Source organism: Enterobacter cloacae complex sp. IR5402 (assembly GCF_049238125.1).
GTDB classification, from domain to species: Bacteria; Pseudomonadota; Gammaproteobacteria; order Enterobacterales; family Enterobacteriaceae; genus Enterobacter; species Enterobacter hormaechei_C.
In genome coordinates this window covers 471534-496928 of sequence record NZ_JBMKHO010000001.1, presented here as the reverse complement: position 1 = coordinate 496928, position 25395 = coordinate 471534, and the positions used below count along the sequence as shown (strand labels likewise).

The window sequence follows — 25395 nt, the reverse complement described above, 5'->3', positions numbered from 1 at the left end:
GAGCGAGCTTGCCCCACTGTGTCTATTTTGTAACATTCATCAGGCACACGCCAGAAGGTACGGGCAATGTTGAAATTTATCCTGCGTCGCTGTCTTGAAGCGATTCCAACGTTATTTATTCTAATTACAATTTCCTTCTTCATGATGCGTCTTGCACCGGGCAGTCCTTTTACCGGTGAACGCACGCTTCCGCCAGAAGTTATGGCCAACATCGAAGCGAAATACCATTTAAACGATCCTATCACCACGCAGTACTTCAACTATCTGAAGCAACTTGCACACGGTGATTTTGGTCCGTCATTTAAATATAAAGACTATTCCGTTAACGACCTGGTGGCGTCCAGCTTCCCGGTATCGGCTAAATTAGGGGCTGCTGCATTTATCCTGGCCGTTGTTCTCGGTGTCACTGCGGGCGTTATCGCTGCGCTAAAACAAAATACCCGATGGGATTACGCCGTAATGGGGGTCGCAATGACCGGGGTGGTTATCCCCAGCTTCGTTGTCGCGCCGTTGCTGGTCATGATATTCGCCATAACCCTGAAATGGCTTCCCGGGGGCGGCTGGAACGGCGGGGCGCTGAAGTTCATGATATTGCCGATGGTGGCATTATCTCTGGCCTACATCGCCAGTATCGCCCGTATTACCCGCGGTTCAATGATTGAAGTCCTGCATTCGAACTTCATCCGTACCGCCCGTGCGAAAGGGCTGCCGATGCGCCGGATTATTTTCCGTCATGCCCTCAAGCCTGCACTGTTACCGGTACTCTCCTATATGGGGCCTGCTTTCGTCGGCATTATCACCGGTTCAATGGTGATTGAAACCATTTATGGTCTGCCGGGCATCGGGCAGCTGTTTGTTAACGGGGCGCTTAACCGTGACTATTCGCTGGTGCTGAGCCTGACGATCCTCGTGGGCGCGCTGACCATTCTGTTTAATGCCGTTGTCGATGTGCTGTATGCCGTTATCGACCCTAAAATCCGTTACTAACTGGAGCACGCCATGATGTTGAGTAAGAAAAACAGCGAGGCGCTGGAAAACTTCAGTGAAAAGCTGGAGGTTGAAGGTCGTAGCCTTTGGCAGGACGCCCGCCGTCGTTTTATGCATAACCGCGCCGCCGTTGCCAGCCTGGTCGTGCTGGTGCTTATTGCGCTGTTTGTCACCCTGGCGCCAATGCTCTCTCAGTTCACCTATTTCGATACGGACTGGGGCATGATGTCCAGCGCGCCGGATATGGAATCCGGGCACTATTTCGGTACCGACTCTTCCGGGCGTGATTTGCTGGTGCGTGTGGCGATTGGCGGCCGTATCTCCCTGATGGTTGGCATCGCGGCGGCGCTGGTGGCGGTGATCGTCGGCACGCTTTACGGTTCGCTTTCCGGATACCTCGGCGGGAAAGTGGACTCCGTGATGATGCGTCTGCTAGAAATCCTGAACTCCTTCCCGTTCATGTTCTTCGTCATTCTGCTGGTGACCTTCTTTGGTCAAAATATCCTGCTGATCTTCGTGGCGATCGGGATGGTGTCCTGGCTGGATATGGCGCGTATTGTGCGCGGCCAGACGCTGAGCCTCAAACGTAAGGAGTTTATCGAAGCCGCACAGGTTGGTGGTGTTTCTACCGCCAATATTGTGGTGCGTCATATCGTTCCTAACGTGCTGGGCGTGGTGGTGGTATACGCCTCCCTGTTGGTGCCAAGTATGATCCTGTTTGAATCTTTCCTGAGCTTCCTGGGATTAGGTACGCAAGAGCCGCTGAGTAGCTGGGGCGCTCTGTTAAGTGATGGCGCAAACTCCATGGAAGTGTCACCGTGGTTACTCCTGTATCCGGCGGGCTTCCTGGTCGTCACCCTGTTCTGTTTCAACTTTATCGGCGATGGCCTGCGTGATGCCCTCGACCCGAAAGACCGTTAAGGAGCGCCGTCATGACTATTATTGAAACGGCAACCGCGCCACAGGCGCAACAGCGGACCAGCGCACTGCTGGACGTTAAAGACCTCCGCGTGACGTTTAAAACCCCCGACGGTGATGTTACTGCCGTTAACGATCTCAACTTCGACCTGCGTGCCGGTGAAACGCTGGGCATTGTGGGCGAATCCGGTTCCGGTAAATCCCAGACCGCATTCGCGCTGATGGGCCTGCTGGCGTCAAACGGCGTGATCGGTGGTTCGGCGACGTTTAACGGAAAAGAGATCCTGAATTTGCCGGAACATGAGCTGAATAAGCTGCGCGCGGAGCAGATTTCAATGATTTTCCAGGATCCGATGACGTCCCTGAACCCCTATATGCGTGTGGGCGAACAGCTGATGGAAGTGCTGATGCTCCACAAGGGGCTGGGTAAAGCCGAAGCGTTTGAAGAGTCCGTCAAAATGCTGGATGCGGTGAAAATGCCTGAGGCACGTAAGCGCATGCGCATGTATCCGCACGAATTCTCCGGCGGTATGCGCCAGCGCGTCATGATCGCGATGGCATTGCTTTGTCGGCCAAAACTGCTGATCGCTGATGAACCGACCACCGCTCTGGACGTGACCGTCCAGGCGCAGATCATGACGTTGCTGAACGAGCTGAAGCGCGAGTTCAACACCGCCATCATCATGATCACCCACGATTTAGGCGTCGTTGCCGGGATCTGCGACAAAGTGTTAGTCATGTATGCAGGTCGCACGATGGAATACGGTAATGCCCGCGATGTGTTCTACCAGCCAGCCCATCCGTACTCTATCGGGTTGCTGAATGCCGTACCGCGCCTTGATGCGGAAGGGGAGTCGCTGCTGACTATCCCGGGTAACCCGCCAAACCTGCTGCGTCTGCCAAAAGGCTGTCCGTTCCAGCCGCGTTGTCCGCATGCGATGGAAATCTGTAACAGCGCACCGCCGCTGGAAGCGTTTGTCCCAGGCCGTCTGCGCGCCTGCTTTAAGCCGCTGGAGGAGCTGGTATGAACGCAATCGACGAAAAAAGAAATGTGCTGCTCGAAATCGCTGACCTGAAGGTCCATTTCGATATCAAAGACGGTAAACAGTGGTTCTGGCAGCCTGCCAAAACCCTGAAAGCGGTGGATGGCGTCACGCTACGCCTGTACGAAGGGGAGACCCTGGGCGTGGTGGGTGAATCTGGCTGCGGCAAATCGACATTTGCGCGTGCGATCATCGGCCTGGTGAAAGCCACCGACGGGAAAGTGGCCTGGCTTGGCAAAGATCTGCTGGGGATGAAGCCGGATGAATGGCGCGACGTGCGCAGCGACATCCAGATGATTTTCCAGGATCCGCTGGCATCCCTGAACCCGCGTATGACCATTGGCGAAATCATTGCCGAGCCGCTGCGCACCTATCATCCGAAGATGCCGCGCCAGGAAGTTCGCGATCGGGTGAAAGCGACGATGCTCAAGGTGGGTCTGTTGCCTAACCTCATCAACCGCTACCCACATGAGTTTTCCGGCGGTCAGTGCCAGCGTATCGGTATCGCACGCGCGTTGATCCTTGAACCAAAACTGATTATCTGTGACGAGCCGGTTTCGGCGCTGGACGTCTCCATCCAGGCCCAGGTGGTTAACCTGCTACAGAAACTGCAACGGGAAATGGGGCTGTCGCTGATCTTCATCGCCCACGATCTGGCGGTGGTAAAACACATTTCGGACCGTGTGCTGGTCATGTATCTGGGCCACGCCGTGGAGCTGGGTACGTATGATGAGGTGTACCACAATCCGCTGCACCCTTATACCAAAGCGCTGATGTCTGCGGTTCCCGTTCCGGATCCCGATCTGGAAAAAAATAAAACCATTCAGCTTCTGGAAGGTGAACTGCCTTCGCCAATCAACCCGCCTTCAGGCTGCGTATTCCGTACGCGATGCCCAATAGCCGGGCCGGAATGTGCAAAAACACGGCCGGTTCTGGAGGGCAGTTTCCGACATGCGGTTTCCTGCCTGAAAGTAGACCCGTTATAATCGCAAGGGCTGACATGATGTCAGCCCTTATTTTTCGAGGTTAATGTGTCGCGATTATTCACGTCGGCCCGTCAGCGGCTGTATCACCTTTTATTTGATCCTGAGACGGTTTCCGGTCGCCGTTTCGAAGGCCTTTGTGGTTTATTTGCCCTGATTAGCGTCATTATTATCTTTATCGAATCCGGCGCCGGAACGCAGTACCATATGACGTATGAGGAGTGGCACGTTTTCGTCTGGCTGGAATTGATTGTCACGCTGGTGTTTACCGCGGAATATGTGCTGAGGGTCATTAGCTGGCCAAATCCGGCGAAATACGTTTTCAGCTTCTGGGGGTTTATTGATTTAGCCACCATCCTGCCGCTGTATGTCATGTGGCTGTGGCCTGAGATCAGCCTGAATTATGTGTTTGCCTGGCGTGCAATGCGGGCGATTCGTGTGTTACGAATACTCAAACTGCTGCGCTTTATGCCGTCGCTGCGGGTTTTTTGGGTCGCCATTGTCAGCGCCCGCCACCAGCTGATTCTCTTCTATTCGTTTATTGCTATCGTGATGATCGTTTTTGGCTCCCTGATGTATTTAATCGAAGGGCCAAAATACGGGTTTACCACGCTTAATGCGTCTGTTTACTGGGCTATCGTCACGGTGACCACCGTGGGCTATGGCGATATTACCCCGCATACGCCGCTCGGACGTATTGTGGCATCGGTTCTTATACTGATCGGCTATTCAGTAATAGCGATACCAACGGGGTTAATTACCACCCATATGAGCAGCGCCTTCCAGAACAGCAAGCAGCAACGCAAATGTCCGAAGTGTCAGCAGGGGAATCATGAACCCGGCGCGCGGTTTTGTCACCGCTGTGGAAATGCTTTACCGGATTAAATAAAAAAGGCTGCGCGGGCAGCCTTTTTTATTATTCGCGCCAGAGAATATGGCACAGTTTGTGGTCTTTCTCGCGGCACAGCAGGACGCGGGCAAAGATGTCGTTAATTTCTCCGCCGTCTTCATCTGCCAGGCCAATCACCACCTCGGCGAAGAAGTCCGGATTGAGGTCAAAATCGACGTGTTCGGCCCAGTCTTCAGACGGATCGAACAGCTCAGCACCGCCACGCTCTTCAAATTGCAGGTTGAAAAGAATGACGTCAGCAGGGTCGAGATTATCGACCGCCAGCTCGAGAAAAATATCGTAGGCCTGTTCGAGCGTTTCGTCTTCGGTCAGGCGATTGTTCAGATCCATTTCCATGATGACTACCTGTTAAACATCGTTGGGCACGTTTTACAGCAACGGGCTAAAGAAGTAAAACAGTCGTTCGGCAATTCGCTGCCACAGCGGACGTTTCGCCCACAGTCTGGCGTCCAGCAGGCGTGAGCGGGAGATATAATCGTCCTGAACCGCTGCCAGATCGCCACCGAACCCGGCGTCATCAATGACCAGCGTAATTTCAAAATTCAGCCACAGACTGCGCATATCGAGGTTAACGGTGCCCACCAGGCTCAGCTCTCCGTCCACCAGCACGCTCTTGGTATGTAACAGCCCGCCTTCGAACTGATAAATTTTAACGCCTGCGGCCAGCAGCTCACTAAAGAACGCGCGGCTTGCCCATCCCACCAGCAGCGAATCGTTCTTGCGCGGCATAATAATGCTCACATCCACTCCGCGCTGTGCCGCTGTACAGATGGCATGCAGAAGGTCGTCGCTGGGAACGAAATAGGGCGTGGTCATGATCAGATATTCCCGCGCGGAGTAGGCGGCGGTCAGCAGTGCCTGATGGATCAGATCTTCCGGGAAGCCAGGACCGGATGCAATAGTGTGGATAGTGTGCCCGCTGGCTTCCTCAAACGGCATGATATTGCCATCCGGGGGTGGGGGAAGTATGCGTTTACCGGTTTCAATTTCCCAGTCGCAGGAGTAGACGATACCCATTGAGGTCGCGATCGGTCCCTCCATCCGCGCCATCAGATCGATCCATTGCCCCACGCCGGAATCCTGCTTGAAGAAGCGGGGGTCAACCATGTTCATGCTGCCGGTGTAGGCGATATAGTTATCGATCAGAACCATTTTCCGGTGCTGGCGGAGATCCATGCGGCGCAGAAAGACGCGGAAAAGATTCACTTTCAGCGCCTCGACCACCTCGATACCGGCGTTGCGCATCATGCCTGCCCACGGGCTACGGAAAAAGGCCACGCTGCCGGCGGAGTCCAGCATCAGGCGGCAGTGGATACCGCGACGTGCAGCGGCCATTAGTGATTCGGCGACCTGGTCCGCCATGCCGCCCGGCTGCCAGATATAAAACACCATCTCGATATTATGCCGTGCGAGCTGGATATCACGGATCAGCGCCTGCATCACATCATCGGAAGAGGTCATCAGTTGCAATTGATTACCTTTTACCCCAGCAATCCCCTGGCGGCGTTCGCACAGCTTGAACAGAGATGCGGCCACGCTGCTGTTCTCTTCAGCGAAGATATGCTTGCAGGCTTTAAGGTCGGCAAGCCATTTCGCCGTGGAGGGCCACATGGCGCGGGCGCGTTCGGCGCGGCGTTTACCCAGATGAAGTTCACCGAAAGAGAGATAGGCGATGATGCCCACCAGCGGCAGAATATAGATAATCAGAAGCCAGGCCATGGCGGAAGGTACCGCTCTGCGTTTCATCAGAATGCGCAACGTCACCCCGGCAATTAACAGCCAGTATCCTAAAATGACCAGCCAACTCACCACGGTGTAGAAGGTTGTCATAAATAAAAAATCCTTTTGAAAGCGTATTGTTATGAGTTTACGCATCAGGATTCATCTGGCAAATAAAAACGGCAGATAAAAGCGCTGGTTTGCCGTCTGCTTAGGCATATAATGGCATCTCTGTTAGAGAAAGAGTTGTAGACATGAAGCGCAGTAGAACTGAAGTTGGGCGCTGGCGCATGTTGCGACAGGTGAGTCGTCGTAAGGCGCGTTGGCTGGAAGCACAATCCCGCCGCAATATGCGTATCCACGCCATCAGAAAATGTGGCCTGAACAGACACCGTAACGCGCTGTTGTTCGCGGTCCAGGACATCTGAAAAGCATGAAGGGCACCGTAAAGGTGCCCATTAAACATCCAGGCTATCAATTTTTGCAGTCTCTTCCCATCTGCTTTCCGCGATATACTAAGTCCCCTTAACGTCATGATATTAAAAGATGAATCCTTATCTCTGGATTTTTATTGTACTTTTGGCGCTGGATGCGCTCAGGGAAGATTTAGGACTTTCGTCATTTTCCTCATTGGCAGATTATGTTTTCGCATGGGGAATACATTGGCTTTATTAAAGGAAAAAAGGATGAACGGAAAAGTAATGGCAGCACTCTTTGGGATTGCGATATTAAGCGGTTGTGCCAGCAGCAAAACCTCACCCGAACGGCACGCGTTTTATTTCGTGTCGCATCAGTCCAGCTTTACTGGCGGCAATTACACCTCCAGCGTGCAGAAAAATTATCAGCTGAACGTGGCGCAGTTCCGCGAGCTTTATGCCCGGGGCAAAGCTGACCGCGCGGAAGGGCGGACTCAGGCTGAAGCCAGTGAATACGCACAAAGCATTCGCGATCAGCTAAAAGAAAATGCGACGTCTCAGGAATTGTTCGCAGGCAACACGAAGGATAAATGGTCATCGGACATGGACAGTAAAGACGCCATATTATTTGGCAACGAACTGGCCGCGACTTATCTTGATGGCTATAACGGCGTACAATAGCGCAACTGATTCAGGGGATACCGTAATTACCGGTATCCCCGCTGTTTTTGAGCGAAAGGAGTGAGACGTGTTTGCGGAGTTTGGTGTACTGAATTTCTGGACCTATGTTGTCGGCGCATTTTTTATCGTGCTGGTTCCAGGACCGAACACCTTGTTTGTGCTGAAAACAGGGATTGGCCACGGCGTTAAGAAAGGCTATCTGGCAGCCACCGGTGTGTTTATTGGTGATGCCGTGCTGATGTTTCTGGCCTGGGCAGGCGTCGCCGCGTTGATCCAGACCACTCCGGTATTATTTAATATTGTCCGCTATCTGGGCGCGTTTTATCTGCTGTGGCTGGGCGGAAAAATGCTCTGGTCCGTTATGACGCGTCAAAAAAATGCGCACGAAAGTAGCGCCGAACCGGCAAGCGCAATCCTTAAGCGTTCGCTGGTGCTGAGCCTGACGAACCCGAAAGCGATTCTCTTTTACGTGTCGTTCTTCGTACAGTTCATTGATGTCAATGCGAAGAATACCGGCACGTCGTTCCTGATCCTCGCCACAACGCTTGAGCTGATCAGCTTCATGTACATGAGCTTCCTGATTTTCTCAGGCGCGTTTGTCACGCGTTACCTCAAAACCAAAAAGAAACTGGCGAAGCTGGGGAACGGGCTGATAGGTCTGCTGTTTGTCGGATTTGCGGCGAGGCTGGCGTCGCTGCACTGAATGAAGAAAAGGCTCCCGAGGGAGCCTTTCGTTTCAGAATACTTTTTTATACGGACGAACCGTGACTTTCTCGTACACGCCGGCTGCGACGTACGGGTCTGCTTCTGCCCAAGCCTGCGCGGCTTCAAGAGATTCAAACTCGGCAATCACCGTGGAGCCGGTAAAACCCGCCGCGCCCGGATCGTTGCTGTCAACGGCAGGCATCGGGCCTGCGGTCAGCAACCGACCTTCATCCTGTAGCAACTGTAAACGCGCCAGATGGGCAGGGCGAACGGAAAGACGTTTTTCCAGAGAATCAGGTACATCTTCAGCGTAAATCACGTAAAGCACGGCAAAGCTCCTTAACCGGTAAAAGTGACAATTACGTTATGTGAAAGCACAAATGACTGCAATGTAAAGATAATAACAATGTTAAAACCCTGATCTGGATGCCCCTTTTTTGCCCTCATGTACGCTTAAATTGCGCCAGGACAAAGTGTCTTATTGAATATGATTGCTATTTGCATTTAAAATCAAGGTTCGGTTTTTTAACGTTGATGATTATGACTTCGATGACCCTTGATTTACCTCGCCGCTTTCCATGGCCGACGCTGCTTTCCGTCGTTATTCACGGTGCTGTCGTGGCGGGTCTGCTCTATACCTCGGTTCATCAGGTTATTGAAATGCCGGCGCCAGCGCAGCCAATTTCTGTGACCATGGTATCGCCTGCGGATCTTGAGCCGCCGCAGGTTGCGCCGCCGCCGCCACAGCCCGTTGTTGAACCCGAGCCGGAGCCAGAGCCCGAGCCGGTTCCTGAACCGCCGAAAGAAGCGCCGGTGGTGATCCATAAGCCGGAGCCGAAACCTAAGCCGAAGCCAAAACCCAAGCCGGTCAAAAAGGTTGAAGAACGTCCGAAACGCGAAGTGCGTCCGGTTGAGCCACGCGCCACGCAGCCGGTTGAAAATGCCGCCCCGTCACGTCCGCTGATGAATAACACCACGACCGCGACAAAACCGACGGTAACGGCGCCAGCAGGCCCGCGCGCGCTGAGCCGTAACCAGCCGCAGTACCCGGCACGTGCTCAGGCGTTACGTATTGAAGGGCGTGTACGGGTGAAATTCGACGTTACGGCCGATGGACGTGTCGATAACGTGGAAATCCTGTCCGCACAGCCGGCGAATATGTTTGAACGTGAAGTTAAATCGGCCATGCGCAGGTGGCGCTATGAAGCCGGTAAACCCGGCAATGGGTTGATTGTGAACATTGTCTTCCGCCTGAACGGCGGGGCACAGATGGAATAAAAGAAGCCTCCGCAAGGAGGCTTTTTTTTACCTGAGGATCAGCTCCGTGGAAGCTGGCGGGGCTTACCGTCGCTATCCACCGCCACATAGATGAACAATGCCTCCGTCGCCTTATAGCGCTGACCAATCGGTTCAGAAGAGACTTTTTTCACCCAGACTTCAATGTTGATGGAGACAGACGTAGTGCCGCGTTTTACGCAGCGTGCATAACAGCACACCACGTCCCCCACCGCGACAGGACGCAGGAAGGTCATGCCATCGACCCGGACGGTTACCACGCGCCCGTGTGCAATCTCTTTTGCCAGGATTGCACCGCCCATATCCATCTGCGACATCAACCAGCCGCCAAAAATATCGCCATTGGCATTCGTATCCGCAGGCATTGCCAGTGTGCGTAAAACCAGTTCGCCCTGTGGGGCGTCATTTGTTGTCATTGTTTTTAAACTCGTAACTGAAGACTTCAGGCGGGATGCTACTATGATTTCTGGCTGGAGAGAATAGGGTTAGCGCCCGCAGAGCAGGCGCCTTAGGGTCAGAAGGACAGGGTCACGCCTGCGTAATACGCACGGCCTGGTTCGTTATAGGTCGATGCACCGTCATTTTCACGGTAAATCTGCTTGTCAAAGAGGTTGCTGATGCCGGCATTCAGGCGCAGGTTTTTGGTCAGCTGATAGTTACTGCCGATACCCACGATGGAATACGCGCCGATCTCTCTGTTGGACATCGCATTTTCCTCTTTGCGGATTTCAGCGTTTTCTCTGGGCTTCTGGCGGCCGTACATCGTCCAGCTTACATTGGCTGAAAGCTTGCTGTTAACCTCCCAGTCCAGCATGGTGTTGACGGTATATTTGGGGATAATCGACAACGGATTACCGGTGTCTTTACTTTCAGACTGAATCATATACGTCGCATTAGTACGCCAGGTTAGCGTGTCGCGAATAACAGGGACGGTGAGGTTGCCTTCCAGCCCTTCAACAACGGCCTTACCGCCGTTCTCCCATTGCAGGATATTTGCGCCGCTGCTTGTCTGGCCCAGCACGTCCGTTCCTGAAACGATCTTGTTTTTGTAATCGTTGCGGAACCAGGTTATGCCCGCCTCGTAGCCTTCCAGCGCAAAGGCCAGGCCAATCTCTTTGTTCACGCTGATTTCAGGATCCAGATCCGGGTTACCTAACAGGTAACAGCTTCCTTCGGAAACGTTGTTCGGGCAGCCATTACCGCGGGTGGAAAGCAGATAGCCTTCGCTGGATTGATACAGATTTGGCGCTTTAAATACCCGAGCGATACCCGCTTTAACCTTGAACATGTCACCCAAATCCTGGGAGACGTTCAGGCTAGGGCTCCAGTTGCTGCCGAACTGATTGTGATAATCAAAGCGGAGCCCTGGGATCAGGTTGGTGCCCTGACGCGCTTCAATATTGTCCTCAAGATAGATGCCAGTGAGGTCAGCGCTGTTTTTGCTGTTGCGCTCAGAAGCCGTACCGGGAACGCCGTTAATCACTTCTCCCGACACATTTGTCGCCTGCATTGAGGCCGGATCGTTCAGTTCATCACGGTTCCATTCTGCACCCACGGTTAGCGTCTGTTCGACCAGCCAGAAGAAAGGAATGTTCAGCTCACCCGTTGAACGGTATGACTGCAGCCGGCTGGTATCGTATTTATCGCTATTGATCATCCCCTCAACTTTGCCCGTAGAGCCTTCTTCCAGGCGGGTGTTGTTGGTCTTTTCATAATAGACACCGAACTTTGACTGACCCCAGTCCCAGATGCCGTTGTGCGTAATGCCATAAGACTGGCGGTACATTCGGTTGGTTTCGTGTCCATACAGGGACGACACCAGACCGTCAGGGCTGACGTTGCTGTTGCTGTATTGAGTATCACCCGCGTAGATATTGCCCTGGCGGCTGTAGCTGTAGTCGAAATCGATAATCTGCTGTGGCGTGAGTTTCCAGGAGAGCAGGGCATTGATGTCCTTGTTGCGCACGCCTTCACGTCCGGCGGCGTAAGAGCCATTTTGCGCGGTGTTGATGTCCTGAGCATCTGCGTCAGTTTTATTGATATTCCCGTACAGGCGCATCGTTAACGCATCGCCCGCAAGGGGGCCGCTCAGATCAAAATTAGCGCGTTTTGTCGACCCCTCTTTATCATTTTCAGGCTGGTTAGTGTACAGGGAGAGTGAGCCGTGCCAGTCGTTGGTCGGGCGTTTGGTAATGATGTTGACGACGCCGCCGGCCGCCCCCGAACCATAGCGGGCGGCAGCAGGTCCCCGGAGCACTTCAATGCGCTCAACCATCTCTGGCGGAACCCAGTTAGTATCCCCGCGGGTGTCGCGCTCCCCGCGCCAGCTGTAGCGCACCGAGTTACGTGACGTCACCGGCACACCGTCAATCAGAATCAGCGTGTTCTCCGGCCCCATACCGCGGATGTCGATCTGGCGGTTGTTACCGCGGCTGCCTGTCGCGCTGTTTCCGGTGAGGTTAACCCCGGGCATTTTGCGAATAATTTCTGAAAGATCGTTAACCGGTGGATCCTTTTCTATGTCCTTTGCCGTGATGATGGAAACCCCCAGCTGTTGCTTCAGCGCCTCTTCAGCGGTGGCCTGAACAACCATTGTTTCACCATCGGTGAGAGTCTCTTCCGCTGCGTGTGCGCTCTGGTATAGCGTTGAAAAAATGGCGAGCGTAAGTGTAGCCGGGGCAAATCTTATTATGTTATTCATCAACTCATTTCCATTTGTTAAAAATGCGATGACGAATATTAATGATAGTCATTCTCATTACAATAAAGTGACAGCGATCTCCATAAAATCTTCATAGTTCAGACATTTTCGCAGGAAGGATGTAGAGAAAAGAGAAGGCGGGAAAAGAGGCCAGACCGCGTGGCGATCTGGCCAGAAGGATCAGTGCTTGTCATCCTGCGGCATGTGGCGATAAATATAAACGCCGCTGAGCAGGGTGAAGATAAGGGTCAGCGCCGTCAGGCCAAACACCTTGAAGTTGACCCAGATATTCTGCGGCAGCCAGAATGCGATATAGATATTCGCCAGACCACACAGAATAAAAAATAGCGCCCAGGCGATATTCAGACGCTCCCACACAGCCTGCGGCAGGGTCAGTTCTTTCCCCAGCATGCGCTGGATCAGCGGCTTCTTCATCACCCACTGGCTGATGAGCAGCGCGCCCGCAAACAGGCCGTAAATCACCGTAACCTTCCATTTGATAAATTCATCATTGTGGAAGAACAACGTCAGGCCACCAAACACCGCCACCATCAGGAAGGTGATGAGCGCCATCTTTTCAACTTTGCGATAGCGAACCCAGCTGTAAATCAGCACCACAGCCGTTGCCACAATCAGCGCCAGCGTGCCGGCATAAATGTCGTACAGCTTATAAAAAGCGAAAAATACGATCAGCGGTAAAAAATCAAGAAACTGCTTCATTCTGCGATCCCAGTTACTGACGAATTAACATGTACAGGCGGAACAAATAGACCAGCAGCACGGCTGAAATCAGATTGCTCAGCGTATTGGCGACAACCGCTCCGACATTTGGCGTTAACACCGCAAAATTCGGCGCAAACAGCAACAGCAGAGTCTTGGCCAGCAGCCAGCTGATAACGGCCGGGGCGACCAGTCGCATATTGGCCCATGCGAGCCTGATGCTGCTGCGCATGGCGGTGAAAATGCCCAGTTTGTCCTGCACAACCATTACTGGCGCGAATGAAAGCACGATAGCCAGCAGCACGCCCGGCACGACCACCAACATGATCCCCATCTGGACCAGCAGCGTGGTCAGGAAGATGAGGATAAACAGCTTTGGCAGCACCGGAGCACTGGCCCCGATTGCACGTAACGCGCTGACGCGTTGGCCGGCAGATACCAGTTGGATCATCAGCAACACGCCACCCGCCAGAATGGCATTGCCAATCAGACCCGAGAAGGTAGATGCCGCAGATGCGCGCAGCAAGATTTGCTGTTGCTCTGGCGTCATATTCTGCACAAGGTCAAACAACCCTGCGCTGCCTGCAAGATGATCCCCCTGGCTCAGCGTGGCAATCTGTTCATCACTGGGTGAGAACGCATGACCCAGCACCACCGTAATAAAGGCGCACAACAACGCGATCAGTAAAAAGGTAATGAACTGATTGCGGAAAAAATTTCCCGTGTCACGGTAGACAGACTTCGCCGTGATAGACATGCACTCTCCTTGAGTATTGCAGGTGTTAATTAGCCGGCAATTGTACACCGGATAACACGCTGGTGGCAGCATCAAGGCTTGTATGGAAAAGCATATCTTTGTAAAGCGGCGGTAATCCATAGCGGGCGCGGGCGCGATTGCATGCCTCATTGACCTGCCCATCCTCTCCCGACATCGCGAAAGTGCGACACGGGCTGGGGCGATCCGCGTAAATGGAGCAGCGGGTGGATACCCCAGGTTCACCTTCCAGTGCCACACAGCGGCTCTGTTTTTGGTTGGTGCCGCGCATACAGCGCAGAAAAGGGGTCAAGGGTTCAGTGAGATCGACCGGAACGGTGCCGCCGCCATCGCTGGCTTCAGCCCAGTAGAAAGAGACTCGAAAATACGCACAACAGGCTCCGCACGTCATGCACGGGTTATGATCACTCATGGCACACCTGCAAAAGTAGAACGCATCAAATCACATTGTGAGAGCGATAAATTATCCAGCCGCTACAGGAAGCGCAAGAGAGGGAAAACAGAAAATTTTGTAACCATGAAATGCCAAAAATTGACGCGGTAACAACTTATTGCTTTATGAGGCGTCACCAAAAATTAACCTAGATCAATGAATGTTAACTTACTGGTTTTAATGTGATCTGTGTTAGATCACTTATTACTCATTTGTGAGTATATTCTCCTCCGCAATTAAAACCACAACGATGGAGCGGATATGAAAAAATTAGCGGTGGCAGCCCTCATCTTAAGCAGTCTCTCTGGCGGCGCTTACGCGCATGAAGCAGGTGAATTCTTTATTCGTGCCGGTTCGGCAACGGTACGTCCAACGGAAGGGTCCGACAATGTGCTGGGTATGGGCGGGTTTAACGTTAGCAATAACACCCAGTTAGGCCTGACGTTTACGTATATGGCAACGGATAACATTGGCGTCGAGCTTTTAGCCGCCACGCCATTCCGTCACCGCGTCGGTTTAGGACCGACCGGGGACATTGCCACGGTGCACCATTTGCCACCAACGCTGATGGCGCAGTGGTACTTCGGCGATTCCAGCAGCAAGGTGCGCCCTTATATTGGTGCAGGCGTTAACTACACCACCTTCTTTGATGAGAAATTTAACGATACTGGTAAAGAGGCCGGGCTCTCCGATCTCAGCCTGAAAGACTCGTGGGGCATGGCGGGACAGGTTGGTCTGGATTATCTGATTAATCGTGACTGGCTGATCAACGCCTCTGTCTGGTATATGGACATTGATACGGACGTGCGCTTTAAAGCTGGCGGGCAGCAGCAAAGTATCAATACCCGTCTGGATCCGTGGGTATTTATGTTCTCAGCAGGCTATCGTTTCTGACAGAAGATATATCCCCTGTCAGCCGGTGATTGCTGTATGGTGGTTGTTCCACACACCTGTCTGGAGGGGATATCCCCAACATCAAATTTGAGTGTCCGGTTTGTGCAGGTAAACAGTTTCAGTTCACGACGTTCAGCCCAGCACATAGCCTACCTCACGGTGCTATCTGTTCCGTTTGCGGAACACGTCTCACCATTCATTCATGCCTGCCGAAGCTCAGACGACGACGGTGGCCAAAGCCAGTAAACTAGAAAAGGCCTCTGAGAGGCCTTTTTCGATCGTGAAATCACTTCTGAATTAAATAACGAATGGTTGGTCCGTCCTGCTGGATATCCAGCACGGTATAGCCGTGATTTTTGGCATCAAGCGGAATGTTATTGATCGACTGGGGGCAATCGCTCACCACTTCCAGAATTTCACCTTTCTTTAGCTGTGGTAGCGCTTCAAGCGTGGCGACGGCCGGGTAAGGGCAAGGTTCACCCACCATATCGAGACGATAATCAGGCACGATCTCTTTCATGCGGCATTCTCCTGAGTTTCAGTTTTGGCGGTGGCGCGTCGGAAGAAGCGCTTCTCTTGTGCAACAACCAGTAAGAAGGCGATAAGCAGCAGGGCATAGGTCACCAGGAGCCCCCCGAGTGGACCAAAGGTTTTCAGCAGGTTGACCTTGTCCCAGTTTGTTGCCAGCACCGGAGAGACGTCATCCCAGTAGCAGGCCAGAAGGGTAGAGCCAATCACGTTACCCAGACCCACCCACCAGTAATGCACCTGGCCTTCCACAGCGCGATACATCCAGCCGGTTTCACACCCGCCCGCCAGCACAATGCCAAAGCCAAACAGCAGCCCGCCAATGACGGCATTTGGGCCCGCCCACATGATTTTCGGTTCCACGCCGAGCTGAACGTAGCTGAAGATGCCGATCGCGCTCACGGCCATACCGGCAATGATCGCCTTCGCCATCATGGTTCGTCCGGTGATCCACATATCGCGAAACGCGGAGGTAAAGCAGATCTGCGCGCGTTCGATCAGCAGACCAAAGCCGACGCCGAACAGCATGGCCAGACCGAGTTTGGGCTGATTCATTGCCGTGCAAATCGCCCAGGCAACCATAGCAAAAAAGACCAGCATACCGAGGCGGAAACGACGACGCGCCTGATCGGGTTTTTGCGTTAACGGAGAGGCAGCGCTAACTTTCGTCATTTTCACCGGAATGCGGAACAGCGGCAGCAGGGTGAATTTAGCACCGAAGTAGGAGCCGATGGCGGTGGCGACGGCAAAGAACCAGGCATGCAGCGAGAACTGCGGAATGCCGGTAAAGAACGCGGCCAGATTACAGCCCATCGCCAGACGAGCGCCAAACCCGGCAATGATGCCGCCGACCACGGCCTGCATAATGCGGATGCGGCTTTTCGGCATGCGCAACTTAACGTTGTTGGCCCACAGCGCGGCCGCAAAACAGCCGCCGAACATGCCAATGATCATCATCCCGTCGATGCGGGTCAGCGGTGTGCCCTCAAGATGGATCAGTTTGAAGTAGCCCCACTCTTCGGCATGGACGCCTGCCAGCTGTAATAGCTGCCCACCCCAGCGGGTAAACTCGCCCGTAACAGCCCAGAAGGTGCCGGTAATACCGAAATAATAGGTAGAGAGAATGCCTGTCGCGATAACGGCCGGAACAGGTGACCAGAACTTAACCAGGTAAGTCTGTTTGAAGGAATGCCATGACATGAATAACCTCTGAACTCAGAAGGGTAACGCTAAAAAGAGCCCAGATCATACGCTTACGCGAAAGTTTGGAAAGTCATTCACACCTAAAATATCGACAGGATCAATTTTGACCTGCTTCTTTCAGGAAGAGAGGAGGGAAAACCGCCTGACGCCGGGGCCAGACGGTGTTAACGGTTACGCCTTGCGCGTGGCCGCTTTCATGGATGTGACGAATGCGTGTAATTCAGCCAGCATCTGCTGTGGCTTATCCACGTTCTTCTCGATAATTTTCACGATAGCCGAACCCGAAATGGCCCCGGCGGCTTTCGCGTCAATCGCCGCAGTAACCTGATCCGGTGAGGAAATGCCAAAGCCCTGAAGCGGCGGTGCAGCATGGTATTCTGCAAGCTTCTCCACCAGATGATGCAGCGGCAGCGCGGCTTTGTTTTCCGCACCGGTGACGCCCGCACGGGAGAGCAGGTAGGTGTAACCTCGTCCGTAAGAGGCAATCTGGCGCAACAGATCGTCATCGGCATTCGGTGGACAGATGAAAATCGGCGCGACGTTGTGGCGCATTGCCGCCTGACGGAATGGCGCAGACTCTTCAACGGGCACGTCAGCCACCAGCACGGAGTCAACGCCCACGCGGGCGCACTCTGCGTAAAACGCATCAATACCGCGGCTGAACACCAGGTTGGCGTACATCAGCAGGCCGATCGGAATGGTCGGGTGCTTCTGCCGGATCGCCGCCAGCATTTCAAAGCACTGGCTCGGCGTCACGCCCGCGGCAAACGCGCGTAGCGTTGCGTTCTGAATGGTCGGGCCATCCGCCAGCGGATCGGAGAACGGAATACCGAGCTCCAGCGCGTCGGCACCGGCATCAATCAGGGTGTCGATAATCTTCAGCGACTGCTCCGGGCCGGGGTCGCCCAGCGTCACGAAGGGAACGAACGCGCCTTCCTGGCGGGCTTTCAGTTGTGCAAATGCGTTGTCGTAGCGTTCCATCAGATTTCCCCTCGTGCTTTCAGAATATCGTGAACGGTGAAGATATCTTTGTCACCGCGACCGGAAAGGTTTACCACCAGCAGCTGCTCTTTTTCCGGGTTTTCCTTCATCATTTTCAGCGCGTGCGCCAGCGCGTGGGAAGACTCCAGCGCCGGGATGATCCCTTCATTGCGGCACAGCGTTTTGAAGGCCTCCAGCGCTTCGTCATCGGTGATGGAGACATAATCCGCGCGGCCGGTGCTGTTCAGGAACGCGTGCTGCGGCCCTACGGACGGGAAATCCAGCCCGGCAGAGATCGAGTAAGACTCCTCAATCTGCCCTTCATCGGTCTGCATCATCGGGGCCTTCATGCCGAAGTAGATCCCCACGCGGCCATGCTTCAGCGGCGCACCATGCTCGCCCGTTTCAATGCCGTGGCCGGCAGGCTCAACGCCAATCAGCCCAACGCTGGTTTCGTCGATAAAATCGGCAAACATGCCGATGGCGTTAGATCCGCCGCCAACGCAGGCGATCACCGCATCCGGCAGGCGAACCTCTTTTTCGAGGATCTGCGCTTTAGTCTCTTCGCCGATCATGCGCTGGAATTCACGCACGATGGTCGGGAACGGGTGCGGGCCCGCGGCGGTACCGAGCATGTAGTGGGCGGTTTCGTAGCTGCCAGACCAGTCGCGCAGCGCTTCATTACAGGCATCTTTCAGCGTGGCAGAACCGCTGTGCACCGGGATCACTTCCGCCCCCATCAGACGCATACGGAACACGTTTGGCGACTGGCGCTCAACGTCCTTCGCCCCCATGTAAATGCGGCATTTCAGGCCGAGCAGGGCGCTGGCGAGCGCTGAGGCCACACCGTGCTGCCCCGCGCCGGTTTCGGCGATGATTTCGGTTTTACCCATCCGCTTCGCGAGCAGCGCCTGGCCCAGCACCTGGTTAGTTTTATGCGCGCCACCGTGCAGCAAATCTTCACGCTTAAGATACAGCGTAGTTTTAGTGCCTTCGGTCAGGTTGCGGCACTTTGTCAGCGCCGTCGGACGACCGGCGTAGTTTTTCAGCAGGTCAGTAAACTCCGCCTGAAACGCCGGATCTTTCTGTGCGCTCACGAACGCTTCTTCCAGCTGGCGCAGCGCGGGCATCAGGATTTGTGGGACATACATCCCACCGAACTCACCAAAATACGGGTTAAGTAATGTCGTCATCTTCTCTTCCTTAATATGCACGCAGAGTTTTAAATACCGATGCCAGCTTGCTGGCGTCTTTAATGCCCGGTTGGGACTCTACGCCTGAATTGAAATCGAGGCCGGCGCAGCCGGTTTTGGCCGCTTCCACACAGTTATCGGGGCTTAATCCCCCCGCCAGCAGGACATTGTCCAGCACTTCGCCACGCAGCAGTGACCAGTCGAAACGCTGCCCCGTGCCGCCCTGGCCGTTGTCGAGCACGTATTTATCAACATGCTTCAGGTTACGCGCGGGCAGGGTGGCGCCAACGCTTTGCGCTTTCCAGATCTGAACCTGAGGCGCCAGAGCATGTCGCAGAGCATCAATGTACGCCTGATCTTCATCGCCATGCAGCTGAACCGCGCTCAGGGATAACGCGTCCGCTTTAGCCGCAACGTCGTTAATATCCGCATCGCGGAACACGCCCACGTAGTTCAGTGGCGCAGCCGCCATCACCTTGCGCGCCTGTTCCTCATTAACGGCGCGAGGAGAGGACTCAACAAAGATCAGACCACCATAGATTGCGCCCGCTTCATATGCGGCCTGCGCATCCTGTTCACGGGTCAGGCCGCAGACTTTGTTCTCACCCAACAGCACGCGGCGCACGGCCGCATTAAGATCGTCGTGTTCCATCATCGCGGAGCCGATCAGGAAACCGTTGGCAAAGTGGCTGAGTTCGCGCACCTGAGCGTAGCTGTTTATCCCGGATTCGCTGATCACCGTGACGCCCGCGCCCAGACGCGGCGCAAGCTGGCGCGTACGGTTGAGGTCAATCGACAGGTCGCGCAGGTCGCGGTTGTTAATGCCGACCACTTTGGCTTCCAGCGCGATGGCGCGCTCCAGCTCCTCTTCGTTGCTCACTTCGGTCAGTACGCCCATATTCAGGCTGTGCGCGACGGCGGAGAGCTGGCGATACTGCTCGTCATCCAGCACGGAGAGCATCAGCAGGCAGGCATCGGCCTGGTAAAAGCGCGCCAGCCAGATCTGATACGGGTCGATAATAAAGTCTTTGCACAGAATCGGCTGCGGCGCGATGCCGCTGACTACGGGCAGAAAATCGAAGCTGCCCTGAAAATATTTCTCATCCGTCAGCACAGAAATGGCAGACGCATGATGCTTGTAGATACCGGCAATACGCGCCGGGTCGAAATCGTCACGGATCACGCCTTTGGACGGAGACGCTTTTTTACACTCCAGAATAAACGCGGTACGCGCGCCCTGGAGCGCATCATAAAAACGACGGCTGCTCGGAACGACGTCATTCTGAAAACTGGCGAGCGGCTGCTGTTGCTTGCGGGCTTCCACCCAGATGGCCTTATCGGCGACGATTTTCGCTAAAACGGTCTGCATTATTTACCCTCTTGCCGCAAGTGCGGTAACGCGATCGTAAGCTGCACCGGAGCGCAGTACGTCCAGAACTTTTTGGGCGTTGGCTTTTAGATCTTCCTCGCCATGTAAACGCATCAGCATGGCTACGTTGGCCGCCACGGCGGCCTCATGGGCGGCCTCACCTTTACCTTGTAATAAGCGCGTGAGAATGTCACGGTTTTCTTCCGGCGTGCCGCCCGCCAGGGCGTCCTGATGGTACGGGGTCAACCCGAAGTCAGCGGCCTCAAGCTGATAGTTCAGCACTTCGCCGTGATTCAGTTCCGCCACCAGCGTGGGCGCATGCAGGGAAACTTCATCCATCCCGCCGCTGTGTACCACGGCGGCGCGTTGGTAACCGAGGACGCGCAGCGTCTCCGCAATCGGCAGGACCAGCTCCGGGCTGTAAACGCCAATCAGCGCCAGCGGCGGATGCGCCGGGTTAATGAGTGGACCGAGCACGTTAAACAGCGTGCGGGTTTTAAGCTGCTGGCGAACCGGCATCGCGTGGCGGAAACCGGTGTGATACTTCGGCGCAAACAGGAAACAGACGCCCAGGTCATCCAGCGCTTCACGGGAACGCTCGGCGTTCATGTCCAGGTTGATACCGAAAGCCGCCAGCAGGTCGGACGATCCTGAACGGCTGGACACGCTGCGGTTGCCGTGTTTCGCCACTTTCAGACCGCATGCCGCGGCCACAAAGGCGCTGGCGGTGGAAATATTGATACTGTTACTGCCGTCGCCACCGGTCCCGACAATATCGGCAAACGGATAGTCCGGGCGCGGGAACGGGGCGGCATTTTCCAGCAGCGCGGTTGCCGCGCCGGCGATCTCCTGCGGGCTTTCGCCGCGCACTTTCATACTCACCAGCGCAGCGGCCAGCTGCTCAGGCTTCAACTCGCCGCGCACGACGGCGGAGAACAGCTGATGGCTCTCCTGCTGGCTCAGGGTCTGAGCCTGATACAGTTTTTCCAGAATCGGTTGCAGGGTGTTGGTCTGCTCCAGCTTTTGCAGCGCCCAGTCGAGCGTTTGCTCCAGCAGGCGCGCGCCGTTGGACGTCAGGATAGATTCCGGGTGGAACTGCATCCCGCAGACGCGATCCGCATCATGACGCACCGCCATCACCATCCCTTCAAACGAGGCGTTAATGGTCAGCCCGGCCGGAATGTTGCTGCCAACCAGCGAGTGGTAACGCGCTACCGGAAGCGGGTTCGGCAGACCGGCAAACATCGCCTGACCGTCATGTTCAATGCTTGACGCTTTACCATGCAGGATCTCCCCCGCCTGACCCACGTAACCGCCGTAGGCTTCGACAATCGCCTGATGGCCAAGGCAGATGCCGATAATCGGCAGCTTGCCGCGCATACGGGTCAACAGCTCAGGCATACAGCCTGCTTCGCTCGGTGCGCCTGGGCCCGGGGAGAGCATCAGCACTGGGTTTTGCATGGTCGCCAGACGGTCAATCAGCGTCTGGGCCGGAACGTGGTTGCGATAGATAACGACATTGTGACCATTCGCACGCAGCTGATCTGCCAGGTTGTAGGTAAAGGAATCGATATTATCGAGCAGCAGAATGTCAGCCATCAGAAAATCTCCTGTGCATGGTGTGCGGTAGCAATGGCGCGCAGTACCGCGCGCGCTTTACTGCGGGTTTCGTCGGCTTCCGACTGCGGAACAGAATCCAGCACAATTCCGGCCCCGGCCTGGACGGTGGCAATGCCGTCCTCAACGTAGGCGGAGCGGATCACGATGCAGGTATCGAGGTCACCGTGAGCGGTGAAATAGCCCACGGCACCACCGTAGCTGCCGCGACGGCGGCCTTCAGCTTCGGCAATCAGCTGCATGGCGCGGACTTTCGGCGCGCCGCTCAACGTGCCCATGTTCATGCAGGCGCGGTAGGCGTGCAGGACGTCGAGGTCGTGGCGCAGCTCACCCACCACGCGGGAGACCAGATGCATGACGAAGGAGTAGCGGTCGACTTTGGTCAGGTCCGCCACGTAGCGGCTGCCAGGCGTGCAAATGCGTGCCAGATCGTTACGCGCCAGGTCAACCAGCATCAGGTGTTCGGAGAGCTCTTTATGGTCGGTACGCATTTCCAGTTCAATGCGGCTGTCGAGATCGCGGTCCAGGGAGCCATCGGCACGACGGCCGCGTGGGCGGGTTCCCGCTATCGGGTAGATCTCAATCTGGCGGCTGGTGGCGTCGTACTTGAGGGAGCTTTCCGGCGACGCGCCAAACAGGGTGAAATCATTGTCCTGCATAAAGAACATGTAAGGGCTTGGGTTGCTCTTTTTAAGCACATCGTAAGCCGCCAGCGGCGACGGGCAGGGCAGTGAGAAGCGACGGGACGGCACCACCTGGAATATCTCCCCGGCACGAATCGCTTTTTGCATCTGACGCACCACCGCGCCGTACTGATCGTCGGTCTGACTCACCTCGCAGGTCATCTTTTCAACACGCTGCACCGGGAGCGCGGGCGGTGCTTCCGACATCTGCTGTTGCAGTTGGGCGATGCGCTGCGCGAGGCGATTTTTCTCAGACGCAGACGGCGTGAACAGGCTGGCCTGGATGCGGGTGTATTTTTTCTGATGGTCGATCACCAGCAGGGTTTCGGCCAGGTAGAAGCAGTAGTCCGGGCAGCGGTTACCCTGCTCGGTTTGGGGTAAATCTTCAAAGCCAGCAACCAGGTCGTAAGCAAACAGCCCGCCAAAGAACATTGCTTCGCGCTCATCTTCCGGTACGGCCACCAGATTTTGCAGCAGACGGAAGGCGTCAAAAACGGAGAGCGAGCAGAGGCGGGCATCCTCATCCAGCAGCTGGCTTACCGGTGGGAAATGCAGAATTCTCAGGTCCGGATGACGCTCATTTTCAATACCTGAAGGCAGAGCCGCATCCAGCAGCGGCAGCAGCGACGCGCCATTCTCAGATAACGCCTTAATAGTGACAGTATCACCCGCTGCGGTAATGCGCAGCGCGCTGTCAACCAGCAGCAGGCTTTTGAGATCGTCCTTGCTGTCGATATCAGCAGATTCCAGCAGCAGCGTCGCAGGACGTGCACCGCACACCTGATGAAACAGCGCGGTAGGGTTATGGCGATAGGCCGCCTCGCAGGTCAGCAGTTCGAGGTGGGGTTTGGCTGTTTGCATGTTGTTTTTCTCATATTCTGTTCAAAAAAAAGCCCGCTGGGTAGCGGGCTGGGTATCTGTTTGCTTATCGCAGACGCGTGACACTGCCCGAAGATCAGGAAGTACGCCACCAACCGTGCAGAGCGAAATGTGCTGTCATTTTCAGATACCTTTCTCGTGTGAACTTGCGTACTAGTTAACTAGTTCGATGGCGTGTTGTCAACCCCTGATTTCAGTATTTCACGGTTAGTCGGTATCATAGGGGCTTCGGATGTCTCCAACCTGTTATGGGAAGTGCTTTGAGCGATACCACCTACGCCGTAATTTATGATTTACACAGCCATACGCAGGCTTCAGATGGCCTGCTGACACCCGAAGCTCTGGTCCATCGCGCCGTTGAAATGCGTGTCGGCACGCTGGCAATAACCGATCACGATACCACTGACGGCATTCCCGCCGCGCGCGCCGAGATTGTCCGCAGCGGACTGGCGCTGGATCTGGTGGCCGGGGTTGAGATCTCGACGGTCTGGGAAAACCACGAAATTCATATCGTTGGCCTGAACATCGATACAGAACATCCGGCCATGCGTGCTTTTTTGCAAGAACAAAAAACACGCCGCAATCAACGCGCGGAGATGATTGGCGAACGTCTGGAAAAAGCGCATATTCCCGGTGCGCTGGAAGGCGCGCGAAAGCTGGCGAACGGTGGGGCGGTGACGCGCGGCCATTTCGCCCGTTTTCTGGTGGACGCTGGTAAGGCGACGACCATGGCGAATGTCTTTAAAAAGTATCTGGCGCGCGGGAAAACCGGATACGTTCCCCCACAGTGGTGTACAATAAAACAAGCTATTGATGTGATTCATCATTCTGGCGGTAAGGCCGTGCTGGCCCATCCGGGGCGGTATAATCTTTCTGCTAAATGGCTGAAAAGACTGCTGGCACACTTTGCCGAATGCGGCGGTGAGGCGATGGAAGTTGCCCAGTGTCAGCAGGCACCCAATGAACGTTCGCAGCTCGCGACCTACGCCCGTCAGTTTGGCCTGCTTGGCTCACAGGGTTCAGATTTCCATCAGCCCTGCGCGTGGATTGAACTGGGGCGCAAGCTCTGGTTACCCGCGGGCGTTGAGCCTGTCTGGCAGCTCTGGGAACAGCCACAGCAAATTGAAGAGAGGGAAGTATGAGTCAGTTTTTCTATATCCATCCGGATAACCCCCAGCCACGGCTGATTAATCAGGCCGTGGAGATCGTCCGCAAAGGCGGCGTTATTGTCTACCCAACCGATTCTGGCTACGCGCTGGGCTGTAAAATTGAGGACAAAGGGGCGATGGAGCGCATCTGTCGCATCCGCCAGCTGCCGGACGGCCACAACTTTACCCTGATGTGTCGCGATCTCTCTGAACTGTCGACCTACGCTTATGTTGATAACGTGGCCTTTCGCCTGATTAAGAACAACACGCCCGGTAACTACACCTTCATTCTGAAAGGGACAAAAGAGGTGCCGCGTCGTCTGTTGCAGGAAAAACGTAAAACCATCGGCATGCGCGTGCCGTCGAACCCGATTGCCCAGGCGCTGCTGGAAACCCTCGGCGAGCCGATGCTCTCCACATCGCTGATGCTGCCGGGCAGTGAGTTTACCGAGTCCGACCCGGAAGAGATCAAAGATCGTCTGGAGAAGGTGGTGGAGCTGATTATCCATGGCGGCTATCTTGGCCAGCAGCCGACCACCGTGGTGGATCTCACCGAAGACGCGCCAGAAGTCATTCGTGAAGGTGTGGGCGATGTTAAGCCTTTCTTGTAAGG

General features: G+C 55.0%; 28 protein-coding genes, 1 pseudogene and 1 other annotated feature. Of the genes and pseudogenes, 13 read left to right on the top strand and 16 right to left on the bottom strand.

The window, feature by feature from the left end; translation table 11 throughout:
* Positions 1-66: 66 nt before the first annotated feature.
* The 5 genes and pseudogenes from oppB (at position 67) to ACOTXL_RS02420 (ending at position 4816) form a co-directional block, all read left to right on the top strand.
* The gene (gene oppB, locus ACOTXL_RS02440) at positions 67-987 is read left to right on the top strand and encodes an oligopeptide ABC transporter permease OppB (protein WP_003856738.1); all 921 of its coding nucleotides are present in this window, start codon (positions 67-69) and stop codon (positions 985-987) included.
* A 12-nt stretch (positions 988-999) separates the two neighbouring features.
* On the top strand, positions 1000-1908 hold the full coding sequence (oppC, locus tag ACOTXL_RS02435) for an oligopeptide ABC transporter permease OppC (protein ID WP_003856740.1): 909 nt from the start codon (positions 1000-1002) through the stop codon (positions 1906-1908).
* Between the two features lie 11 nt (positions 1909-1919).
* The gene (locus tag ACOTXL_RS02430; protein WP_003856742.1) at positions 1920-2933 is read left to right on the top strand and encodes an ABC transporter ATP-binding protein; all 1014 of its coding nucleotides are present in this window, start codon (positions 1920-1922) and stop codon (positions 2931-2933) included.
* Positions 2930-3934 carry a murein tripeptide/oligopeptide ABC transporter ATP-binding protein OppF gene (gene oppF / locus ACOTXL_RS02425; protein WP_045350850.1) on the top strand — a complete coding sequence of 335 codons (1005 nt, stop codon included), beginning with the start codon at positions 2930-2932 and terminating at the stop codon, positions 3932-3934. The genes ACOTXL_RS02430 and oppF overlap by 4 nt, the downstream gene beginning before the upstream one ends.
* 14 nt (positions 3935-3948) lie before the next feature.
* Positions 3949-4816: pseudogene (locus ACOTXL_RS02420) on the top strand (ion transporter).
* Positions 4817-4847: 31 nt separating this feature from the next.
* Here the strand turns inward: ACOTXL_RS02420 and ACOTXL_RS02415 are convergent.
* Both ACOTXL_RS02415 and cls read right to left on the bottom strand, forming a co-directional pair.
* Positions 4848-5177 carry an HI1450 family dsDNA-mimic protein gene (locus ACOTXL_RS02415; protein WP_006810881.1) on the bottom strand — a complete coding sequence of 110 codons (330 nt, stop codon included), beginning with the start codon at positions 5175-5177 and terminating at the stop codon, positions 4848-4850.
* Between the two features lie 33 nt (positions 5178-5210).
* Entirely contained in the window at positions 5211-6671 is a 1461-nt protein-coding gene (gene cls, locus ACOTXL_RS02410; protein ID WP_003856750.1) for a cardiolipin synthase, read from the bottom strand.
* 143 nt (positions 6672-6814) lie between these two features.
* On the opposite strand from cls, the gene ACOTXL_RS02405 reads away from it, so the two are divergent.
* From ACOTXL_RS02405 to leuE, 4 genes are all read left to right on the top strand, one after another.
* On the top strand, positions 6815-6988 hold the full coding sequence (locus tag ACOTXL_RS02405) for a YciY family protein (RefSeq protein WP_017384232.1): 174 nt from the start codon (positions 6815-6817) through the stop codon (positions 6986-6988).
* A 118-nt stretch (positions 6989-7106) separates the two neighbouring features.
* Positions 7107-7235, top strand: a complete 129-nt coding sequence (locus tag ACOTXL_RS02400; protein ID WP_208985927.1) for a KPN_01571 family protein — start codon at positions 7107-7109, stop codon at positions 7233-7235.
* An 11-nt stretch (positions 7236-7246) separates the two neighbouring features.
* The gene (locus ACOTXL_RS02395; protein ID WP_003856751.1) at positions 7247-7657 is read left to right on the top strand and encodes an Exc2 family lipoprotein; all 411 of its coding nucleotides are present in this window, start codon (positions 7247-7249) and stop codon (positions 7655-7657) included.
* A 67-nt stretch (positions 7658-7724) separates the two neighbouring features.
* Positions 7725-8360, top strand: coding sequence for a leucine efflux protein LeuE (leuE, locus tag ACOTXL_RS02390; protein WP_006810877.1), 636 nt, complete (start codon positions 7725-7727; stop codon positions 8358-8360).
* A 33-nt stretch (positions 8361-8393) separates the two neighbouring features.
* Here the strand turns inward: leuE and ACOTXL_RS02385 are convergent, their stop codons facing one another.
* Positions 8394-8690 (bottom strand): YciI family protein, encoded by a 297-nt coding sequence (locus tag ACOTXL_RS02385; protein ID WP_003856755.1) that lies wholly within the window; start codon positions 8688-8690, stop codon positions 8394-8396.
* A gap of 221 nt (positions 8691-8911) precedes the next feature.
* Between ACOTXL_RS02385 and tonB the strand changes: the two genes are divergently transcribed.
* Positions 8912-9640: a TonB system transport protein TonB gene (tonB, locus tag ACOTXL_RS02380; protein ID WP_017384230.1), complete on the top strand. Its 729-nt coding sequence runs from the start codon at positions 8912-8914 to the stop codon at positions 9638-9640.
* 38 nt (positions 9641-9678) lie between these two features.
* Here tonB and yciA read toward each other — a convergent pair whose 3' ends face one another.
* From yciA to ACOTXL_RS02355, 5 genes are all read right to left on the bottom strand, one after another.
* Positions 9679-10074, bottom strand: coding sequence for an acyl-CoA thioester hydrolase YciA (gene yciA, locus ACOTXL_RS02375; RefSeq protein WP_023314256.1), 396 nt, complete (start codon positions 10072-10074; stop codon positions 9679-9681).
* Positions 10075-10172: 98 nt separating this feature from the next.
* Positions 10173-12359 (bottom strand): TonB-dependent siderophore receptor, encoded by a 2187-nt coding sequence (locus ACOTXL_RS02370; protein WP_045350848.1) that lies wholly within the window; start codon positions 12357-12359, stop codon positions 10173-10175.
* 180 nt (positions 12360-12539) lie between these two features.
* Positions 12540-13079, bottom strand: coding sequence for a septation protein A (locus ACOTXL_RS02365; RefSeq protein ID WP_023324803.1), 540 nt, complete (start codon positions 13077-13079; stop codon positions 12540-12542).
* Between the two features lie 13 nt (positions 13080-13092).
* Positions 13093-13836 carry a YciC family protein gene (locus ACOTXL_RS02360; protein ID WP_003856765.1) on the bottom strand — a complete coding sequence of 248 codons (744 nt, stop codon included), beginning with the start codon at positions 13834-13836 and terminating at the stop codon, positions 13093-13095.
* Between the two features lie 25 nt (positions 13837-13861).
* Positions 13862-14266: a YkgJ family cysteine cluster protein gene (locus tag ACOTXL_RS02355; RefSeq protein ID WP_003856766.1), complete on the bottom strand. Its 405-nt coding sequence runs from the start codon at positions 14264-14266 to the stop codon at positions 13862-13864.
* 282 nt (positions 14267-14548) lie between these two features.
* Between ACOTXL_RS02355 and ompW the strand changes: the two genes are divergently transcribed.
* The gene (gene ompW / locus ACOTXL_RS02350; RefSeq protein ID WP_003856769.1) at positions 14549-15181 is read left to right on the top strand and encodes an outer membrane protein OmpW; all 633 of its coding nucleotides are present in this window, start codon (positions 14549-14551) and stop codon (positions 15179-15181) included.
* Between the two features lie 286 nt (positions 15182-15467).
* Here the strand turns inward: ompW and yedF are convergent, their stop codons facing one another.
* The 8 genes from yedF to trpL form a co-directional block, all read right to left on the bottom strand.
* The gene (yedF, locus tag ACOTXL_RS02345; protein WP_003856774.1) at positions 15468-15701 is read right to left on the bottom strand and encodes a sulfurtransferase-like selenium metabolism protein YedF; all 234 of its coding nucleotides are present in this window, start codon (positions 15699-15701) and stop codon (positions 15468-15470) included.
* Positions 15698-16909, bottom strand: coding sequence for a selenium metabolism membrane protein YedE/FdhT (yedE, locus tag ACOTXL_RS02340; protein ID WP_045350847.1), 1212 nt, complete (start codon positions 16907-16909; stop codon positions 15698-15700). Before yedE ends, yedF begins: the two co-directional genes overlap by 4 nt.
* Before the next feature lie 174 nt (positions 16910-17083).
* On the bottom strand, positions 17084-17893 hold the full coding sequence (trpA, locus tag ACOTXL_RS02335) for a tryptophan synthase subunit alpha (RefSeq protein WP_032609356.1): 810 nt from the start codon (positions 17891-17893) through the stop codon (positions 17084-17086).
* Positions 17893-19086, bottom strand: a complete 1194-nt coding sequence (gene trpB / locus ACOTXL_RS02330; protein ID WP_045350846.1) for a tryptophan synthase subunit beta — start codon at positions 19084-19086, stop codon at positions 17893-17895. The genes trpA and trpB overlap by 1 nt, the downstream gene beginning before the upstream one ends.
* Positions 19087-19096: 10 nt before the next feature.
* Complete coding sequence (gene trpCF, locus ACOTXL_RS02325; RefSeq protein ID WP_003856781.1) at positions 19097-20455, bottom strand: bifunctional indole-3-glycerol-phosphate synthase TrpC/phosphoribosylanthranilate isomerase TrpF; 1359 nt, start codon at positions 20453-20455, stop codon at positions 19097-19099.
* A gap of 3 nt (positions 20456-20458) precedes the next feature.
* Entirely contained in the window at positions 20459-22054 is a 1596-nt protein-coding gene (gene trpD, locus ACOTXL_RS02320) for a bifunctional anthranilate synthase glutamate amidotransferase component TrpG/anthranilate phosphoribosyltransferase TrpD (RefSeq protein ID WP_032609354.1), read from the bottom strand.
* A complete protein-coding gene (locus tag ACOTXL_RS02315; RefSeq protein ID WP_022651355.1) occupies positions 22054-23616 on the bottom strand; it encodes an anthranilate synthase component 1 in 1563 nt (520 codons plus the stop codon). The genes trpD and ACOTXL_RS02315 overlap by 1 nt, the downstream gene beginning before the upstream one ends.
* 23 nt (positions 23617-23639) lie before the next feature.
* Positions 23640-23734 (bottom strand) — a sequence feature (Trp leader region).
* Positions 23711-23755, bottom strand: coding sequence for a trp operon leader peptide (gene trpL / locus ACOTXL_RS02310; protein ID WP_071524153.1), 45 nt, complete (start codon positions 23753-23755; stop codon positions 23711-23713). Its footprint overlaps the feature before it by 24 nt.
* A 127-nt stretch (positions 23756-23882) precedes the next feature.
* Between trpL and rnm the strand changes: the two genes are divergently transcribed.
* Both rnm and ACOTXL_RS02300 read left to right on the top strand, forming a co-directional pair.
* A complete protein-coding gene (gene rnm / locus ACOTXL_RS02305) occupies positions 23883-24776 on the top strand; it encodes an RNase RNM (RefSeq protein WP_023314252.1) in 894 nt (297 codons plus the stop codon).
* Positions 24773-25393 carry an L-threonylcarbamoyladenylate synthase gene (locus ACOTXL_RS02300; RefSeq protein ID WP_003856793.1) on the top strand — a complete coding sequence of 207 codons (621 nt, stop codon included), beginning with the start codon at positions 24773-24775 and terminating at the stop codon, positions 25391-25393. The genes rnm and ACOTXL_RS02300 overlap by 4 nt, the downstream gene beginning before the upstream one ends.
* Positions 25394-25395: the final 2 nt, after the last annotated feature.

Coding starts and splice junctions, on each gene's coding strand:
- oppB (WP_003856738.1), top strand. CDS start 67: ATGTTGAAATTTATCCTGCGTCGCTGTCTTGAAGCGATTCCAACGTTA.
- oppC (WP_003856740.1), top strand. CDS start 1,000: ATGATGTTGAGTAAGAAAAACAGCGAGGCGCTGGAAAACTTCAGTGAA.
- ACOTXL_RS02430 (WP_003856742.1), top strand. CDS start 1,920: ATGACTATTATTGAAACGGCAACCGCGCCACAGGCGCAACAGCGGACC.
- oppF (WP_045350850.1), top strand. CDS start 2,930: ATGAACGCAATCGACGAAAAAAGAAATGTGCTGCTCGAAATCGCTGAC.
- ACOTXL_RS02415 (WP_006810881.1), bottom strand. CDS start 5,177: ATGGAAATGGATCTGAACAATCGCCTGACCGAAGACGAAACGCTCGAA.
- cls (WP_003856750.1), bottom strand. CDS start 6,671: ATGACAACCTTCTACACCGTGGTGAGTTGGCTGGTCATTTTAGGATAC.
- ACOTXL_RS02405 (WP_017384232.1), top strand. CDS start 6,815: ATGAAGCGCAGTAGAACTGAAGTTGGGCGCTGGCGCATGTTGCGACAG.
- ACOTXL_RS02400 (WP_208985927.1), top strand. CDS start 7,107: ATGAATCCTTATCTCTGGATTTTTATTGTACTTTTGGCGCTGGATGCG.
- ACOTXL_RS02395 (WP_003856751.1), top strand. CDS start 7,247: ATGAACGGAAAAGTAATGGCAGCACTCTTTGGGATTGCGATATTAAGC.
- tonB (WP_017384230.1), top strand. CDS start 8,912: ATGACCCTTGATTTACCTCGCCGCTTTCCATGGCCGACGCTGCTTTCC.
- yciA (WP_023314256.1), bottom strand. CDS start 10,074: ATGACAACAAATGACGCCCCACAGGGCGAACTGGTTTTACGCACACTG.
- ACOTXL_RS02370 (WP_045350848.1), bottom strand. CDS start 12,359: ATGAATAACATAATAAGATTTGCCCCGGCTACACTTACGCTCGCCATT.
- ACOTXL_RS02365 (WP_023324803.1), bottom strand. CDS start 13,079: ATGAAGCAGTTTCTTGATTTTTTACCGCTGATCGTATTTTTCGCTTTT.
- ACOTXL_RS02360 (WP_003856765.1), bottom strand. CDS start 13,836: ATGTCTATCACGGCGAAGTCTGTCTACCGTGACACGGGAAATTTTTTC.
- ACOTXL_RS02355 (WP_003856766.1), bottom strand. CDS start 14,266: ATGAGTGATCATAACCCGTGCATGACGTGCGGAGCCTGTTGTGCGTAT.
- ompW (WP_003856769.1), top strand. CDS start 14,549: ATGAAAAAATTAGCGGTGGCAGCCCTCATCTTAAGCAGTCTCTCTGGC.
- yedF (WP_003856774.1), bottom strand. CDS start 15,701: ATGAAAGAGATCGTGCCTGATTATCGTCTCGATATGGTGGGTGAACCT.
- yedE (WP_045350847.1), bottom strand. CDS start 16,909: ATGTCATGGCATTCCTTCAAACAGACTTACCTGGTTAAGTTCTGGTCA.
- trpA (WP_032609356.1), bottom strand. CDS start 17,893: ATGGAACGCTACGACAACGCATTTGCACAACTGAAAGCCCGCCAGGAA.
- trpB (WP_045350846.1), bottom strand. CDS start 19,086: ATGACGACATTACTTAACCCGTATTTTGGTGAGTTCGGTGGGATGTAT.
- trpCF (WP_003856781.1), bottom strand. CDS start 20,455: ATGCAGACCGTTTTAGCGAAAATCGTCGCCGATAAGGCCATCTGGGTG.
- trpD (WP_032609354.1), bottom strand. CDS start 22,054: ATGGCTGACATTCTGCTGCTCGATAATATCGATTCCTTTACCTACAAC.
- ACOTXL_RS02315 (WP_022651355.1), bottom strand. CDS start 23,616: ATGCAAACAGCCAAACCCCACCTCGAACTGCTGACCTGCGAGGCGGCC.
- rnm (WP_023314252.1), top strand. CDS start 23,883: ATGGGAAGTGCTTTGAGCGATACCACCTACGCCGTAATTTATGATTTA.
- ACOTXL_RS02300 (WP_003856793.1), top strand. CDS start 24,773: ATGAGTCAGTTTTTCTATATCCATCCGGATAACCCCCAGCCACGGCTG.